Origin of the sequence: Sphingomonas phyllosphaerae (genome assembly GCF_036946485.1) — a bacterium.
GTDB lineage: Bacteria > Pseudomonadota > Alphaproteobacteria > Sphingomonadales > Sphingomonadaceae > Sphingomonas > Sphingomonas phyllosphaerae_E.
Window position 1 is genome coordinate 1 of sequence record NZ_JAQIJA010000009.1, and the last position, 16,331, is coordinate 16,331.

Annotated in this window: 13 protein-coding genes and 1 pseudogene; 13 read left to right on the plus strand and 1 reads right to left on the minus strand. The window is 68.6% G+C overall.

The window, feature by feature from the left end; all coding sequences use genetic code 11:
• The coding region (locus tag PGN16_RS20015; protein WP_335311147.1) for a hypothetical protein at window positions 1–202 on the plus strand (202 nt) is incomplete at its 5' end.
• Here the strand turns inward: PGN16_RS20015 and PGN16_RS20020 are convergent.
• Window positions 151–984: a TauD/TfdA dioxygenase family protein gene (locus tag PGN16_RS20020; protein ID WP_335311118.1), complete on the minus strand. Its 834-nt coding sequence runs from the start codon at window positions 982–984 to the stop codon at window positions 151–153. The genes PGN16_RS20015 and PGN16_RS20020 overlap by 52 nt on opposite strands.
• A 78-nt stretch (window positions 985–1,062) precedes the next feature.
• On the opposite strand from PGN16_RS20020, the gene PGN16_RS20025 reads away from it, so the two are divergent.
• The 12 genes and pseudogenes from PGN16_RS20025 (at window position 1,063) to PGN16_RS20080 (ending at window position 16,328) form a co-directional block, all read left to right on the plus strand.
• Complete coding sequence (locus PGN16_RS20025; protein WP_335311119.1) at window positions 1,063–1,716, plus strand: Crp/Fnr family transcriptional regulator; 654 nt, start codon at window positions 1,063–1,065, stop codon at window positions 1,714–1,716.
• Window positions 1,717–2,156: 440 nt separating this feature from the next.
• Window positions 2,157–2,468 (plus strand): STAS domain-containing protein, encoded by a 312-nt coding sequence (locus PGN16_RS20030; RefSeq protein ID WP_335311121.1) that lies wholly within the window; start codon window positions 2,157–2,159, stop codon window positions 2,466–2,468.
• A complete protein-coding gene (locus PGN16_RS20035) occupies window positions 2,465–2,833 on the plus strand; it encodes a response regulator (protein WP_335311122.1) in 369 nt (122 codons plus the stop codon). The genes PGN16_RS20030 and PGN16_RS20035 overlap by 4 nt, the downstream gene beginning before the upstream one ends.
• Window positions 2,830–4,799, plus strand: a pseudogene (locus tag PGN16_RS20040) (chemotaxis protein CheA). Before PGN16_RS20035 ends, PGN16_RS20040 begins: the two are co-directional and overlap by 4 nt.
• A gap of 49 nt (window positions 4,800–4,848) precedes the next feature.
• A complete protein-coding gene (locus PGN16_RS20045; RefSeq protein ID WP_335311143.1) occupies window positions 4,849–5,298 on the plus strand; it encodes a chemotaxis protein CheW in 450 nt (149 codons plus the stop codon).
• 92 nt (window positions 5,299–5,390) lie between these two features.
• Window positions 5,391–7,313: a methyl-accepting chemotaxis protein gene (locus PGN16_RS20050; RefSeq protein WP_335311123.1), complete on the plus strand. Its 1,923-nt coding sequence runs from the start codon at window positions 5,391–5,393 to the stop codon at window positions 7,311–7,313.
• 50 nt (window positions 7,314–7,363) lie between these two features.
• Entirely contained in the window at window positions 7,364–9,178 is a 1,815-nt protein-coding gene (locus PGN16_RS20055; protein WP_335311144.1) for a methyl-accepting chemotaxis protein, read from the plus strand.
• A complete protein-coding gene (locus PGN16_RS20060) occupies window positions 9,175–9,666 on the plus strand; it encodes a chemotaxis protein CheW (protein WP_335311124.1) in 492 nt (163 codons plus the stop codon). Before PGN16_RS20055 ends, PGN16_RS20060 begins: the two co-directional genes overlap by 4 nt.
• A 76-nt stretch (window positions 9,667–9,742) precedes the next feature.
• Window positions 9,743–10,594: a CheR family methyltransferase gene (locus PGN16_RS20065; RefSeq protein WP_335311125.1), complete on the plus strand. Its 852-nt coding sequence runs from the start codon at window positions 9,743–9,745 to the stop codon at window positions 10,592–10,594.
• A complete protein-coding gene (locus PGN16_RS20070; RefSeq protein ID WP_443019694.1) occupies window positions 10,591–11,676 on the plus strand; it encodes a protein-glutamate methylesterase/protein-glutamine glutaminase in 1,086 nt (361 codons plus the stop codon). Before PGN16_RS20065 ends, PGN16_RS20070 begins: the two co-directional genes overlap by 4 nt.
• A gap of 14 nt (window positions 11,677–11,690) precedes the next feature.
• On the plus strand, window positions 11,691–13,370 hold the full coding sequence (locus PGN16_RS20075) for a hypothetical protein (RefSeq protein WP_335311127.1): 1,680 nt from the start codon (window positions 11,691–11,693) through the stop codon (window positions 13,368–13,370).
• Window positions 13,371–13,880: 510 nt separating this feature from the next.
• Complete coding sequence (locus PGN16_RS20080) at window positions 13,881–16,328, plus strand: TonB-dependent receptor (RefSeq protein WP_335311128.1); 2,448 nt, start codon at window positions 13,881–13,883, stop codon at window positions 16,326–16,328.
• The last annotated feature ends 3 nt before the right edge of the window (window positions 16,329–16,331 follow it).

The window sequence follows — 16,331 nt, forward strand, 5'->3', positions numbered from 1 at the left end:
GCTGGTCGAGGTCGTCGGCTACAACCGCGCGAGCGCCGATATCATCGATCGCTTCGCACTGCACGACAAGACCGGGGTCGAGATGGGGCCTGGCGCCGCATTGACCCGCAAGGGGGCGTCGGACCCGGCGCCACGGCGCTGCCCGAGCCGTCAGTCGAGCGGCTCCCCCGAGATCGTGATGCGGTGCATCAGCCGGCGATGACCGTGATAATCGTTCATCGCGCAATGCCAGGTGGAGCGATTGTCCCAGATCGCGATCGAGCCGGGCGCCCAGCTGATACGGCATTGAAAGCGATCCTGCATGGCGACCTGGTAGAGATAGGCGAGCAGCGGCGCGCTTTCCTCGCGCGTCCATCCCTCGAAGTGGAGCGTGAAGGCGGGATTGACGTAGAGGATCTCCCGCCCGGTCCGCGGATGGTGGATCACCACGGGGTGGATCGCACGGGTCCGCTCGTCATGTCCCTTGAGGTCGGCACCCTGATCGGTCTTCGCATAGATGCCGTCAGCGCTATAGATATGGTCGGCCGAATGCACCGCGCGGAGGCCGCGCAGCATCGTCTTCAATCCCTCCGACAGACTGTCGAACGCGGCACCCAGGCTGGCGAACAGCGTGTCGCCGCCGCTCGGCGGAGTCTCGCGCGCCAGCAGGATCGATCCCATCGCCGGCACCGCATCGTAGCTGTGATCGGTATGCCAGCCGCCGCCGATGTTCGTCTGCTGGTTCTCCGCCTTGCGCACTTCGGCGATCTCGGGATGGCCGCCGTTCGCCGGAAAGTATTTGTTGACGTCGATGGTGCCCCAGCGCCGCGCGAAGGCGATATGCTGCTCGGGCGTCAGCGCCTGATCGCGAACGAACAGCACGCCATGCGCCGCCACCGCATCGCGCAGCGACCCGAAGGCCGCATCGTCGAGCGTGGTCAGGTCGACCCCGCTGGCCTCGACCCCGACATGTTCGGACAGCGGTCGCATCTGCACTGACGTCATCGAACCTCTCCTCCATCTGCTGCGCCGGACGATAGCGCTGCCACTGGCGGGTAAATGTCACCAGCGTTACATTCGGCCATGGCGCCGCTCGATCCCCTGCTGGCCAATCGCTGGTTCGCGCGGCAACCGCAGGCGTTGCGGGTCGCGCTGGCGACATCGGGGCGCGCGATCTCGCTGGCGCCCGGCCAGTGGGTCTATGGCGAGGGCGACGATGCCACCGGGCTGGTCATGGTGCTCGACGGATTGTTGCGGCTGGAGGCGACGGTCGGCGAGCGCAACGTGCTAGTCGGGGTGGCGCGCGCCGGCGGATCGTTCGGCCAGTCGCAGCGGCGTGGCGGCGGACCGCGGATCGTCACGGCGCGCGCGGGACCGGCCAGTCGCGTCGTGACGGTGAGCGACGCGGCGCTGGAACGGATCGGGGCGGACCATTCGATCATGTGGCAGGCCGTCAGCGAACTCGTCTATGCGCAGCTCGACGCCAGCGTCCACGGCCTGGCGCAGATGCTGGCGCTGCCGCCCCGCGCACGCATCGCCGCCCGGCTGATGCTGTTCGCCGACGAGCGTGTGGTGCCGCTCGCCCAATCGGATCTGGCCGAACTCTGCGGTCTGTCGCGCAAGGCCGCGAACACCCATCTCGCCGCGCTGGAGGCGGCCGGTGCCATCCGGCGCGGATACGGCGCTATCCACCTGCTCGACCGCGCGATGCTGGGCCGCATCTTGGACGCCGCCTAGGGCACCGGCCGGCCGCAGGCGCGGTCTCCCGCCCCCGGTGATCCGCGACAGCAGGGAGTCAGGAAAGCCGCGTCACCGCGATCTGCCGATCAGTTCTGGGTCGTGGACCGACAGAATGCTTACTCAATCTGGCGGTATGAACGCAAGCAAACTGCAGATGCCGCCTGATTTCACGCCAGTTCAAGGAACTGAATAATCGAAGTAAAAGACCAAAATCAGAGAACAGTTCCTTGGTTTACGGGTTTAATCTCCGATTTATAAATCACGATTAGTGTCGGGCGCATGGGAGAGACGGTACGGAGCTTAAAAAAGCTCGTACTTTCAAATGCGTGACCACCGCAACGTGGCGCGTGATCCCTGGCGGATCGTATCGCGGCCGGGCGCATGATCCATGCACGGCCGATGGATCGGATCGTCGCTCATTCTGAAGGACGACACTGATGTCGATCACCACTGTGGTCGCGGCGGGTGACCTGTGCCTGCCGACGATCGGAATGCTTGCCGATGACCTGTCGTCCGCCTTCGCGGGCGGCGGGGCGGTGCGGCTCGACCTGTCGGCGGTCGCCGCGCCCGACCTCAGCGTGGCGCAGCTCGTCGCGGCGGCACGGATCGCGGCGCGCGACGAAGGCCACGATTTCGCGCTGGCGACGCCGGTGGACGCGCGGTTCCGCGCGCTGCTGGTCCGCGCCGGCTTCCCCATCGCGTCCGAGGACGACGCACAATTCTGGTTTCATGGAGACGTCGCGTTATGACCGCATCGATCCTTTCCGTCGACGATAGCGCCAGCCTGCGCATGGCGATCCGCATCGCCCTGACCGGCGCGGGCTATCAGGTGACCGAGGCGGTCGACGGGGCCGACGGGCTGGCGAAGGCCAGCGCGACCCGTTTCGACATGATCGTCACCGACCTCAACATGCCGAACATGGACGGTCTGTCGATGATCCGCGCGCTGCGCCAGCAGCCGTCGCAGGCCGGCGTGCCGATCATCTTCCTCAGCACCGAATCGGATGCCGACGTGAAGGCGCAGGCCAAGGCGGCGGGCGCGACCGGCTGGCTGGTCAAGCCGTTCCAGCCCGACCAGCTCATCCGCGTCGCGCAGAAGGTGCTGGGGAAGTGAGCGCCGAGGATCCGACAGCCACCTTCCGGGTGGAGGCGGGCGAGCTGCTCGATCAGGTCGAACAGGGGCTGCTCGATCTCGGGCACCGGCTCGACGACATGGGGCTGGTCAATGCGGTGTTCCGCGGGCTGCACACGCTGAAGGGTTCGGGCGCAATGTTCGGGTTCGACGCGCTGGCCGCGTTCACCCATCATTGCGAGAGCGCCTTCGACCGCATCCGCAAGGGCGAGGTGCCGGCGACCCCCCGAATTGGTGTCGGTGATCCTGTCGGCGCGCGACCATATGCGCGCGCTGGTCGATGGCGACGCGCCGGGTGCGGCGGGCGATGCGATCCTCGCGCGGCTGGCGGCGGCGGTCGAGCAGGCGCGCGGCAACGACGCGTCCGCGGCGCCGGCCGCGCCGGTGGCGATGCCGGGCTGGCGGCTGTTCTTCCGCCTGCCCGCCGATGCGATGGCCAACGGCACCAATCCGCTGATGCTGCTCGACGAATTGCGCGACCTCGGCGACGCGGCGGGTGACGGTGCGCACCGATGCGCTGCCGCCGCTCGGCACGCTGGTGGCGGGCGAATGCCATCTCGGCTGGGACGTCGTGCTGCGCGGCGACATCACGCGCGAGGCGATCGAAGATGTCTTCATCTTTGTCATGGACGACATGACGCTGGAGATCGCGCCGCTCGACCCCGCGCCGGTCGCCGAGGTGCCGGTGCCGGTCGAGACCGCGCCGCCGCCCGCCGACACGCCGCCGGTCGCGGTCGCCGCGTCGACCGCCGAGCGCAGCGCCGCGCAGCCGGCCGGCGAGAACGTCCGCGTGCCCGCCGAGCGGCTCGACGAACTGATGGACCGCGTCGGCGAACTGGTGATCGCGCAGAGCCGCCTGTCGCAGCTCGCCGGCAACCGCCACGATCTCGCGCTGCGCTCGGTGTCCGAGGATATCGAGCGACTGGCCGGCGAGTTGCGCGACACGATGATGGTGCTGCGCATGGTCCCGGTCTCGACGCTGTTCGGCCGCTTCCGCCGCCTGATCCACGATCTGGCGCGCGACACCGGCAAGGCGATCGAGCTGCGCACCGAGGGCGAGGCGACCGAGGTCGACAAGACCGTCATCGAGCGGCTGTTCGACCCGCTGGTCCATATCATCCGCAATTCCTGCGACCATGGGCTGGAAGCACCCGCCGACCGCATCGCCGCCGGCAAGCCCGAAACCGGCCTCGTGCGGCTCAGCGCGCATCAGGCGGGCGGGGAGGTGCTCATCACGATCGTCGACGACGGGCGCGGGATCGACCGCGACCGCGTGCGCGCCAAGGGCGAGGCCAACGGCCTGATCGAGCCGGGCGCCATGCTGTCGGACGAGGATCTGTTCGGACTGATCTTCCACCCCGGCTTCTCGACCGCGGCGCAGGTGACGAACCTGTCCGGGCGCGGCGTCGGCATGGACGTGGTGAAGCGCACGATCGAGAGCCTGCGCGGCTCGATCAGCGTCGCCAGCACCGCGGGGCAGGGATCGACGATCACGCTGCGCATCCCGCTGACGCTGGCGATCATCGAGGGGCTGCTCGTGCGGGTCGGCGAGAGCCGCTACGTCATCCCGCTGTCGGCGGTCGAGGAATGCCTCGAACTGTCGCTGGAGGAGGATCTGCGCTCGCGTGGACGCAGCCTCATCACGCTGCGCGACCGGCTGGTGCCGTTCGTGCGGCTGCGCGAGTTGTTCGCGACGGGCACGCGCCCCGATCCGCACCAGAAGATCGTGGTGGTCGCCACCGGGCGCGAGCGCGTCGGGCTGGTCGTCGACCAGATCATCGGCAGCCACCAGACCGTCATCAAGTCGCTGTCCGCCTTCCATCGCGGCGTCAACAGCTTCTCCGGCGCGACGATCCTGGGCGACGGCAATGTCGCGCTGATCTTCGACGTCGCGCAACTGGTCGCGATGGCACAACCCCGTGAGGAGATGCTTCGTGCAGCAAGCTGACGCTTTGGCCCCGGCACCCGCCGCGATCGTCTGGGACGAGCGCGGCGAGATGGAGGTGCTGACCTTCGACCTGGGCGGCGAGACCTTCGCGCTGGAAGCGACGCTGGTCCGCGAGATCCTGGACCTGCTTCCCGAAACCTGTGTGCCGGGCGCACCGGCGCTGGTCAGCCACGTCGTCAATTTCCGCGGGCGCATCGTACCGGTCGCCGATCTGCGGCTGGCGTTCGGAATGGACGTGACGGAGGCGACACCGGACAGCCGGATCGTCGTCATCGAGCTGCCGCTGGACGGCGAGCCGACGCTGATCGGGCTGCGGACCGACCATGTGTACGAGGTCGCGACGCTCAGCGCAGAGTCCAGCGAGGAAGCACCGGTCGTCGGCATGCGCTGGCAGCGGGACTTCGTGCGCCGGCTGGTGCGCCGGCGCGACGATCTGATCGTGCTGCCCGACCTGCATACGATCTTCGCGCCCGCCTTGTCGGGCGGGTCCCACTCCTGAGGTCGTCGCCCCTTCGTTCCACCACCATCGACGTGGCCGGCGACATCGGATCGTCACCGCCCCCGCCGCTGCATTAGTCGAAAGGTATCGTCATGTCGTTCGTTTCATCGTTCAAGAAGACTTCCCGCACCGATCATGCGCTTGCCGAGCTTCGCGGCCTGGCGCAGCAGCTCGCCGATGGCGACCTGACACGGCGCGCGCACTGCGATCATGTCACCGGCGATGCGCGCGAGCTGCTGCTCGCGGTCAACGAGGTGCTCGACCGCGCGTTGTCGCCGGTCGCGCGGCTGCATCAGGAGGTCGACCGGATGTCGCGCGAGCATGACGCCGGCGACATCGACGTCACCATCCCCGCCGCCGATTTCCGCGGCGACCTGTCGCTGATGGCGCAGCGCGTCAACACGATGGTCGCGGGCCATATCGCGGTGAAGAAGAAGGCCATGGCCTGCATCAAGGAACTGGGCGAGGGCCGGTTCGACGCGCCGCTCGATGCCTTTCCGGGCAAGAAGGCGTTCATCAACGATACGATCGAAACGCTGCGCGCCAATCTGAAGGGATTGATCGCGGAGATGAACCTGATGTCCGCCGAGCATGACAAGGGCGATATCGACGTCTTCGTGCCGGTCGCGAAGTTCAGCGGCGATTTCGGCGTGATGGCGCAGGGCATCAACGACATGGTCGCCGGCCATATCGCGGTGAAGAAGAAGGCCATGGCCTGCATCAAGCGCTTCGGCGAGGGCGATTTCGAGGCCGAGCTGGAGCGCTTCCCGGGCAAGAAGGCGTTCATCAACGACACGATCGAGACGCTGCGCGACAATTTCCGCGAGATCATCGGCGAGATCCAGCGGCTGATCGTCGCCTCGACCGACGGCAAGCTGAGCGAGCGCGGCGACGCGAAACGCTTCCCAGGCGATTTCGGCAAGCTGGTCGGCGGCATCAACGGGATGCTCGATGCGATCCTGCTGCCGATCGCGGAGGGCAATCGCGTCCTCGCGCTGGTCAGCGACGGCGACCTGACCCAGCGCGTCGAGATCGCGTGCGAAGGCGATCACGAGCGCATGAAGAAGGCGGTCAACGCGCTGGTCGACAATCTGTCGAAATTCGCCGCCGACGTCGCCAGCGCCTCGTCGCAGGTCGCCAGCGGCAGCCAGCAGCTGTCGGGCACCGCCGACCAGATGAGCGAGGGCGCGACCGAACAGGCGGCCGCCGCCGAGGAAGCGTCGGCGTCGATGGAGCAGATGGCGGCCAACATCAAACAGAATGCCGACAATGCCTCGCAGACCGAGAAGATCGCCCGCCAGTCGTCGCAGGATGCGGAACTGAGCGGCGAGGCGGTGCAGAAGGCGGTCACCGCGATGCGCACGATCGCGGAGCGGATCGGCATCGTGCAGGAGATCGCGCGCCAGACCGACCTGCTGGCGCTCAACGCCGCGGTCGAGGCGGCGCGCGCGGGCGAACATGGTCGCGGCTTCGCGGTCGTCGCCGCCGAGGTCCGCAAGCTCGCCGAACGCAGCCAGACCGCGGCGGGCGAGATCAGCGGCATGTCGTCGGAGACGGTGGCCGCCGCCGCGCAGGCCGGCGAGATGCTGACCCGGCTGGTGCCCGACATCCGCCGCACCGCCGAACTGGTCGCCGAGATCAGCGCCGCGTGCCGCGAGCAGGACATCGGCGCCAGCCAGATCAACGAGGCGATCCAGCAGCTCGACAAGGTGACGCAGCAGAATGCGTCCGCGTCCGAACAGATTTCCTCGACCTCGGACGAACTCGCCGGCCAGGCGGCCGAACTGCAACAGAACATCGCCTTCTTCCGCGTCGCCGACGGCGCGACCCGGCCGGTGGTGCGCAAGCCGGCGGCGGCGCGCGCCGCCACTCCCGCCCGCTCGGCCAGGAAGGACAAGCCGGTCGCCCGCACCGCATCGGTCGCCGACCAGCAGGCGCGCGCCCGCGGCTTCGCGCTCGACCTCAGCACCGGCGGCCCGGACGCGGAGGACGTCGACTTCGGTCGCGCCGCCTGAGCGACCCGCACCGGCGCGGTGAGGTGACCGTCGAGCCGCGCCATCTCGAAATGACCAAAAAGGGGGAATTGATCGTGCGTGCAACCTTGAAGGCGAAACTGACGGGTACGTTCGCCATACTGACCGTGATGCTGCTGGTCGTCGTGAGCCTGGGGATCTCCAAGTCCAGCACGCTCAACGATGCGATCGCCGATATCGTCGCCGGCCCGGCCAAGCAGTTGGACTCCGCCGGTCAGATCGACTCCGATCTGGGCTATATGCTGTCCAACCAGAAGGCTCTGGCGCTCAATACCGATGCGCAGATCATGGCCGGCTACAATGCCGACACCGCGCGTCGTCAGCGCGAATTCGAAAGCCTGCTTGCCGACGGCGATGCTCGCGCGAGCGCCGAGGACAAGCCGCTCTGGCGTCAGGCCAAGCAGGACTGGCAGGCGCTGAAGCCCGTGTACGAGCGGATCAGCCTGCTCGGCACCACCAACGAGAACGCGAAAGCGGCCGAACTCACCGAAACCGAGCAGAAGAAGCTGGTCGAGGCGGTCGTCCATGATGTCTCGACGATCGTCGAGCGGCAACGTGCCGCGATGCACCAGTCGGACGAGGCGACCAGCGCCCTCTATGCCGATGCGCGCAACCTGTTGATCGGCGTGGGGGTCGCCGCGACGCTCTTGTCCGTGGCATGCGCCATCTGGATCTCGCTTGCGCTATCGCGAGGGCTGAAGCGCGTCGGCACCACGCTGGACGCGGTCGCGATCGGCGATCTCGATCAGGAGGTAACCGTCACCAGCAACGACGAGATCAAGGATCTGGTCGATGTCGTCAATCGCATGACCGTCAATCTGCGCAAGAGCGCGGCGTTGGCCGATGCGATCGCCGGGGGCGACCTGACGGTCGATCACCAGCCGCTGTCGGACAAGGACAAGCTTGGCCACGCCCTGGTGACGATGGTCGAACGCTTGCGCGGCGTGGTGGGCGATGCCAGCGCCGCGGCGCAGAACGTCGCCTCGGGCAGCCAGCAGCTGTCGTCCTCGTCGGAGCAGGTGTCGCAGGGCGCGACCGAACAGGCCGCGGCAGCGGAGGAAGCCTCCGCATCGATGGAGCAGATGGCGGCCAACATCAAACAGAATGCCGACAATGCCTCGCAGACCGAGAAGATCGCGCGCCAGTCGTCGCAGGACGCCGAACTGAGCGGTGAAGCGGTGCAGAAGGCGGTCACCGCGATGCGGACGATCGCCGAGAAGATCGGCATCGTGCAGGAGATCGCGCGCCAGACCGACCTGCTTGCGCTCAATGCGGCGGTCGAGGCGGCGCGGGCGGGCGAACATGGTCGCGGCTTCGCGGTCGTCGCCGCCGAGGTCCGCAAGTTGGCGGAACGCAGCCAGACCGCGGCGGGCGAGATCAGCGGCATGTCGTCGGAGACGGTGACCGCGGCGGCACAGGCCGGCGAGATGCTGGCCAAGCTCGTCCCCGACATCCGCCGCACCGCCGAACTGGTCGCCGAGATCAGCGCGGCGTGCCGCGAGCAGGACATCGGTGCCAGCCAGATCAACGAGGCGATCCAGCAGCTCGACAAGGTGACGCAGCAGAACGCCTCCGCGTCCGACCAGATTTCCTCGACGTCCGAGGAGCTGGCCAGCCAGGCGGAGGAATTGCAGGAGAATATCGCCTTCTTCCGGGTCGACGGGAACGACGCGCGCACGACGACGCGCAAGCCGGCGGCGCGGCCTGCGGCGGCAGTGCGCAAGACGAAGCCGGTCGCGCGTCCCACGACGGTGGCCGACCAGCAGGCGCGCGTCCGCGGCTTCGCGCTCGATCTCGCCAACGGCGGTCCGGACGGCGAAGACCTCGATTTCGGACGCGCGGCATGAGCGCGGCCGGACCCGACCTGCAGGTCGTCGTCTTCGGCCTGGGGCAGGAGGAATTCGCCCTGCCCGTCACCGAGGTGCGTGAGATCCTCGATCATCGCCCCGCCTTCCGGATGCCCGATGCGCCCGGCTGGCTGCTCGGCCTGACCGATGTGCGCGGCACGTCGGTGCCGATGGTGGACCTGCGCGTCCGCCTGGGCCTGGCGCCCGCCGAGGCGACGCTCGCCACGCGCGTGCTGGTGGTGGAGGTGCCGCTCGACGGCACCGCCCCGCTGCTGCTCGGGCTGGTGGTCGACCGCGTGCTCGACGTCAGCAGCTTCGGCAGCGAGGCGGTCGAGGCGTCCCCCGATATCGGGGGGCGCTGGCGCTCCGAGCATCTCCACGCGATCCTGCGGCGAGGCAACGGCTTCATCGCGCTGATCGACCTGGCGCGCATCTTCGCCGCCGACCACGCCGCCATGCGCGTGGCGGACTATCCCGCCGCCGCGTGATCGGCTCTCCTTACGTGCAAGGACGATCGCTTATGCCGTCTCCCGCGCTTCGTCGCCCAGCCCCCGGATCGCCGCGATGAGCGCGGCGGCCCTGGCGGCCATGGCGGAGGACACGCTGTCGCGCCGCGATTTCGAGCGGATCTCGCGCTACATCTACCAGCAGGCGGGGATCCGCCTGCCGCCGGCCAAGCTGACGATGATCGAGGGGCGGCTGCGGCGCCGCGTCCGCGCCACGCGCCGCGCCACCCTCAACGATTATTGCGCCTGGCTGTTCGATGGCGACCATCTCGACGGCGAGAAAGAGCATCTGCTCAACGCCGTCACCACCAACAAGACCGATTTCTTCCGCGAGCCGAAGCATTTCGACTATCTCCAGCAGCAGGCGCTGCCGGCGATGCGCGCGGAGGGGCGCCAGCGGCTGCGCGTGTGGAGCGCCGCCTGCTCGACGGGCGCGGAGCCTTACACGATCGCGATGCTGCTCGACACCTATGCCCGCGAGCATGGCGGCCCCGATTACGGCATCCTCGCCACCGACCTCGACACCGAGGTGCTGGCAGTGGCGCGGCGCGGCATCTATCCGTCGGTGCTGCTCGATCCGGTGCCGCCCGCATTGCGCGGCCGCTACGTGCTGCGCCCGCGCGATGCGGCGCGCGACGAGGTGCGGATCGCGCCCGAATTGCGCGCCGCGGTCGGCTTCGCGCGGATGAACCTGATGGACGACCATTATCCGGTCGGCGCGCCGATGGACATCATCTTCTGCCGCAACGTCCTGATCTATTTCGACAAGGCGACCCAGCAGGCCGTGGTGCGGCGGCTGGTGTCGTGCCTGCGCCCCGGCGGGCTGCTGTTCCTCGGCCATTCCGAGACGATCACCGGCTTCGACCTTCCCCTCACCGCGGTGGCCAACACCGTGTTCCAGCGGACATGACCGTCATGAACAAGATCCGCGTGCTGGTGATCGACGACAGCGCCAGCGTCCGTCAGGCGATGACCGCGATCCTGTCCGCCGATCCGCAGATCGAGGTGATCGCGGCGGCGGCCGATCCGTTCGCCGCCGCGCGCTACATGCAGGCCGAGGTGCCCGACGTCATCACGCTGGACGTGGAGATGCCGCGCATGGACGGCATCACCTTCCTGCGCCGGCTGATGGCGCAATGCCCGGTGCCGGTGGTGATGTGCTCCTCGCTGGTCGAGGAAGGATCCGACACCCTGCTCCAGGCGCTGGAGGCCGGCGCGGTCGACGTGATCCTGAAGCCGCGCGTCGGCGTCGCGGATCATCTCGCCGAGGCGCATCTGATGATCCGCGAGACGGTGAAGGGGGCCGCGCGCGCGCGGCTCGGCGCACGACGCACGGCGCGCGGTGCCGACGCCCCGGCGCAGAAACTGTCCGCCGACGCGGTGCTGCCGCCGCCCACCGGCCGCGCGATGAGCAAGACCACCGAAATGGTGGTGTGCATCGGCGCCTCGACCGGCGGGACCGAGGCGCTGCGCGAGGTGCTGGAGGAACTGCCCGCCAATTCGCCGGGCATCGTCATCGTCCAGCATATGCCGGAAAGCTTCACCCGCGCCTTCGCGCGCCGGCTCGACGGGCTGTGCCAGGTCGACGTCAAGGAGGCCGAGGACGGCGACACGGTGATGCGCGGGCGCGTGCTGATCGCGCCCGGCGGGCTGCGCCATACGATGCTGGAGCGGCAGGGCGCGCGCTATGTGGTGTCGGTGAAGGAAGGGCCGCTGGTGTCGCGGCACCGGCCGTCGGTGGACGTGCTGTTCCGCTCCGCCGCGCGCAACGCCGGGGCGAACGCGGTCGGGATCATCATGACCGGGATGGGCGACGACGGGGCGCGCGGGCTGCTGGAGATGAAGACCGCCGGCGCGCGCACCTTCGCACAGGACGAGGAGACGTCGGTCGTCTTTGGAATGCCCAAGGAAGCGATCGCGCGCGGTGCCGCCGACCGGGTGGTGCCGCTGGGCCGGATCGCGCGCGAGCTGCTTCAGGCGACGGCGCGATAGAAGGGAGGAACAGGATGCTGCTGACCACGATCGATCCGACCGGCGCCACGCCGGTGCCGATCCATGGCGTCGCCAACGATCTCGACCTGCTGATCGGCGACATGGAGGAACGGTTCCGCACGATCGGCGAGACGCTGGCGTCGACCATCGACACGGTCGATCGCATGGCGACCGGGCTGGACGACGTGCAGCGTGCCCTGTCCACGGACGTGGCGGGAGCGGCGGTCGCCAAGCTGAGGCAGGCGGCGCGGCGGCTGGGCACGCTGCCCGAACAGCGCGAACGGCGCGCCGGGCAGATCGTCGCGCTGACCGCGCGGACGCGCGAGCTGCGCGACCTGCTGTCCGATGTCGGCGAGCTGCTGCGCACGCTCAGCATCTATGGCATGAACATCAAGATCGCCTCGTCGGGCGAGATGTCGTTCGTGCAGTTCGCCACCGGCATGGAGGGCAAGCTGGACAGCGGGCGGCGCGAACTGAAGCAGTTCGCGCAGGACCTGAACAGCTTCGGCACCGTCATCCGCGATGTGCAGGCGGCGGACGACCTGCTCGCCAACGAATGCCGCAAGGTGCCGCCGACCGTCCCCGACGAACTGTCGGGCAATGCCGACGTGCTCGAACGCCATCTGGTCGCCACCGCGGCGATGGCGCGCGACGTGCGCGCGATCATGCAGCGGGTGCAGGGCGAGGTGGCGCGGGTGCTGGGCGCGATCCAGGTCGGCGACAGCGTGCGCCAGCGGGTCGAACATTGCATCGCGATCCTGCGCGCGGCGGAGACGGAGGTTGATGCCCCGCCGCCCGGCGCGCGCGCGCATCTGGCACGGCTGGTCGCGGCGCAGATGACCGGGATCGCGGTCGATTTCCGTCGCGAGATGGGCGCGCTGGTCGATGCGCTGGCCCGGCTCGGGCCGCTCGCCGGGGAGCTGATGGCGATCATCGACGCGCAGGTCAGCGGGGAGGAGAGCCAGGCGCTGGTGCAATTGCAGCGCGGCATCGCCGACATCGGCCACGTCACCGGCCGGCTCTACGAGGCCGATCACCAGCTGGAGGCGCTGACCGCCTTCGTCGCCAACACGATCGCCGACCTGTCGCGCGGGCTGGCGCGGATCCAGCGCATCGCCCGCGACGTGCAGGACATTTCCACCAACACCCGGCTGCTGTGCCGCCGTCACGGCATCGTCGGACGCGCGGTCGCGGTGATCGCGAGCGAGGTGAATCCCTGCGCCGGACGGCTGGACCGGCTCAGCAACGATATCGAGCGCGTGGTCCAGTCGCTGGCCCAGCTCGACCTGCGCCCCGCCGCGGAGGCGGACGGCGGCTCGACGCGCGCGCTCGACGATGCGCTGGCGGTCGTGCGCAGCGCCTGCGAAACCTCCGATCAGGCGGTGTCGCACGGCGGCGGCGAGGCGCAACGGATCATCGCCACCCTGCAACGCGACGTCGGCGGGCTGCAGCGCGGGCTGGGCTTCGCCGACACGCTGGACGAGGGTGCGGCGGTGCTCGACCGCCAGTCGGCGGACGTACCGCTCACCGCCGGGGACGAGGACGCGCTACACCGGCTGCTGCCGTGGGCGGCGACCCTCTATACCATGGCCTGCGAGCGCGAGATCCATGCCGCGTTCCTGCTGCCCGGGATGGAGGCCGCCGCCCCGCCGCCCGCTGCGGACATGTTCGACGACGACGACGGGCTGTTCTAGGCGGCCGGTGCCGGCCTGCGATGGTCCCGTCCATCCGCGCGAGAGTCGCGGAGCGACATTGCTTGCGGGTCTGCCGGTCCATCTCACCGAAATACCACTGTCAGTGACGAAGGCCGCGCATCCGGCTCGATCGCTGGCGATGACCATGACGGCGGAGCTTGCACGCTACCGGCGGCGCCTCCTCCGCCGATCCGCCCCTCGCGCAGAGGGATAGGTCGCCTAGCAGCGCGGCAATATTTGCTATCTCCTAATATCCCATCGGCTTGATAGGTTTTGACGAGGCAGCCGGTTGCTGCCCGTCTGGGAGGTCGCATGACTCCGATCCGCTTCCACGATCCGCCGCACCGCACGCGGATCGTGTCACCTCACGCATCGCGCTGAGCCCGCCCGACACGGCGTATCCCACCATATCCGGTCGCTTGCCCGCCATCGTCGCCCGTTCGTGACGGCGCGTCGGTGAACGGTCCGACGCGCGCACTCATCTGCCGAAACAAGAACGAAAGCCGATCCATGACAAGGGGATTTTCGGCGCGGACGGCGCTCGTCCGCAGCCTGTCGCTGACCGCTGCCTCCACCGCCACGCTCGCGGCGACCGCCGCCCCGGCGCAGGTCGCCCTCGCCAGCAACGACGTCGCGCCGCCGGTGGTGTCCGCTCCCGACACGGGCGCCGCGACCGCGGACGATCCCGGCGGCGACGTCATCGTCACCGCACGCCGCCGCGAGGAGCGCGCGCAGGACGTGCCGGTCGCGCTCAGCGTCGTCAGCAACGAACAACTCGGCATCCGCGGCGACTATCGCCTCGATCAGGTACAGCAATTGGTGCCGTCGTTGCAGGTGTTCAGCTTCAATCCGCGCAACACCAACATCAACATCCGCGGGCTGGGCTCCAACGTCGCACTGACCAACGACGGGCTGGAGAATGGCGTCGGCGTCTATATCGACAACGTCTATTACGGCCGCGTCGGGCAGAGCCAGTTCGATCTGGTCGATCTCGACCGGGTCGAGGTGCTGCGCGGACCGCAGGGGACGCTGTTCGGCAAGAACACCACCGCGGGCGCGATCAACATCACCAGCCGCCTGCCGCAGTTCGACTGGCATGCCGATGGACAGGCGGATGTCGGCAATTACGACCACCGCCAGGTGCGCGGGTCGCTGACCGGGCCGCTGGTCGACGGGCTCGCCGCCTTCCGCCTGAGCGCCGCCTATACGACGCGCGACGGCTTCCTCTACGATACGACGACACGGCGGCGGGTGCACGATTACGACAACGCCACGGTGCGCGGGCAATTGCTGCTGACCCCCGCGGCCGGGCTGACGATCCGCCTCATCGGCGACTGGGGGCAGCAGAACCAGTCGTGCTGCATCAACCTGCCGGTCGCGACCTTCGCCAATTACGACAACGGCACCGCGATCGCGAACACCTTCGTCCAGCGGATCGCGCGCTTCCCGAATTACACTCCGCTGGCGATCGACCCCTTCGCGCGGCGGACCGACGCCAATTCGCCGTTCCAGGCGAACATGGACACCTGGGGCGTGTCGGGACAGATCGACTATGACTTTGGCGGCGCGGCGCTGACCGCGGTCACCGCGGTGAGGCAGTGGAACTGGTTCCCGCGCAACGACAGCGACCTGACCGCGCTGTCGATCAACCTGCAGAACCACATCCTCAACTTCCAGCGGCAGTTCAGCCAGGAACTGCGGCTCGCCTCGACCGGCACGCGCACGATCGATTGGCAGGTGGGTGTCTATTACTTCCGACAGGTGGTGCGCGGGTACAGCACCGCGGAATATGGCAGCGACGCCGCGCTGGCGCTGTACCCCACCGACGATCAGAATGTCGCCACGATCGCCACCAACGGCCTGCGCAGCGCGGGCTATTCCGATCCGCATACGAAGAGCGGCGCGATCTTCGGACAGGCGACCTGGCACCTCACCCCCGCGGTCAGCCTGACCGGCGGGCTGCGCTACACGCATGAGGAAAAGTGGGGCAGCTACAACAACGCGCGCGTGTTCGCGCAGTCGACGACGGGGCTGACCGCAGCGCAACTCGCGCGCGTCGCCACGATCCGCAACGCGCTCGCCCCGGTGCAGTCGTTCGCGGTCGAAACGAAGGACGACAGCCTCTCCGGACTGGTGACGCTGGGGTGGAAGCCGGGCGAGAACAGCCTGCTCTACGCCACCTATTCGCGCGGGGCGAAATCGCCGGGGCTGAACCTGACCAACATTCCCGCGGGCGTCGATCCGGTGGTGCGGCCGGAGACGGTGAACAATTACGAGATCGGGCTGAAGTCGCAGTTGTTCGACCGTCGCGTCACACTCAACCTCGCCGCCTATCAGAGCGATGTGCGCGATTATCAGACGACGATCGTCCAGCAGGTGGTCGGCACCAACCTCTACATCAATTACATCGCCAACATCCCCAAGGTGCGGTCGCGCGGGTTCGAGGGTGACGTGGCGCTACGCGCGGCGGACTGGCTGAACCTCACCGGCTCGCTCGCCTATACCGAGGCGACGTATCGCGACTATCCCAACGGGCCGACCCCGGTCGAGGCGCTGAACCCCACCACCGCCAACCCCGCCGGCACGCCCTCGCGCGATTTCACCGGGCAGCGGCTGGCGGGCGTGCCGCGCTGGGCGGCGTCGGTCGGCGGCGACCTCACCCGCGCGATCGCGGGCGATGCGGCGCAGGGCTATCTCCACGGCGACTGGTCGTACCGCTCGTCCTATTACACGGTGGCGAGCAACAGCCGCTACGGCCTCGTCCCCGGCTATGGCATCGCCAATGCGCGTGCCGGCGTCCGGCTGGGATCGGACGGGCGCTACGACCTGTCGGTCTGGGCGCGTAACCTGTTCGACAAGAACTATTTTCAGACCCTGAACGTGCTCAACTACGGGCTGGTCAGCGCCGTGCTCGGCGACCCGCGCACCTATGGTGCGACGCTCAAGGTCCGGTTCTGACGG

What these genes read in the sequence shown, in the direction of transcription:
- PGN16_RS20035 (WP_335311122.1), top strand. Translation starts at nt 2,465, where the DNA reads ATGACCGCATCGATCCTTTCCGTCGACGATAGCGCCAGCCTGCGCATG.
- PGN16_RS20020 (WP_335311118.1), bottom strand. Translation starts at nt 984, where the DNA reads ATGACGTCAGTGCAGATGCGACCGCTGTCCGAACATGTCGGGGTCGAG.
- PGN16_RS20050 (WP_335311123.1), top strand. Translation starts at nt 5,391, where the DNA reads ATGTCGTTCGTTTCATCGTTCAAGAAGACTTCCCGCACCGATCATGCG.
- PGN16_RS20070 (WP_443019694.1), top strand. Translation starts at nt 10,591, where the DNA reads ATGACCGTCATGAACAAGATCCGCGTGCTGGTGATCGACGACAGCGCC.
- PGN16_RS20080 (WP_335311128.1), top strand. Translation starts at nt 13,881, where the DNA reads ATGACAAGGGGATTTTCGGCGCGGACGGCGCTCGTCCGCAGCCTGTCG.
- PGN16_RS20045 (WP_335311143.1), top strand. Translation starts at nt 4,849, where the DNA reads ATGGAGGTGCTGACCTTCGACCTGGGCGGCGAGACCTTCGCGCTGGAA.
- PGN16_RS20055 (WP_335311144.1), top strand. Translation starts at nt 7,364, where the DNA reads ATGACCAAAAAGGGGGAATTGATCGTGCGTGCAACCTTGAAGGCGAAA.
- PGN16_RS20075 (WP_335311127.1), top strand. Translation starts at nt 11,691, where the DNA reads ATGCTGCTGACCACGATCGATCCGACCGGCGCCACGCCGGTGCCGATC.
- PGN16_RS20030 (WP_335311121.1), top strand. Translation starts at nt 2,157, where the DNA reads ATGTCGATCACCACTGTGGTCGCGGCGGGTGACCTGTGCCTGCCGACG.
- PGN16_RS20065 (WP_335311125.1), top strand. Translation starts at nt 9,743, where the DNA reads ATGAGCGCGGCGGCCCTGGCGGCCATGGCGGAGGACACGCTGTCGCGC.
- PGN16_RS20025 (WP_335311119.1), top strand. Translation starts at nt 1,063, where the DNA reads ATGGCGCCGCTCGATCCCCTGCTGGCCAATCGCTGGTTCGCGCGGCAA.
- PGN16_RS20060 (WP_335311124.1), top strand. Translation starts at nt 9,175, where the DNA reads ATGAGCGCGGCCGGACCCGACCTGCAGGTCGTCGTCTTCGGCCTGGGG.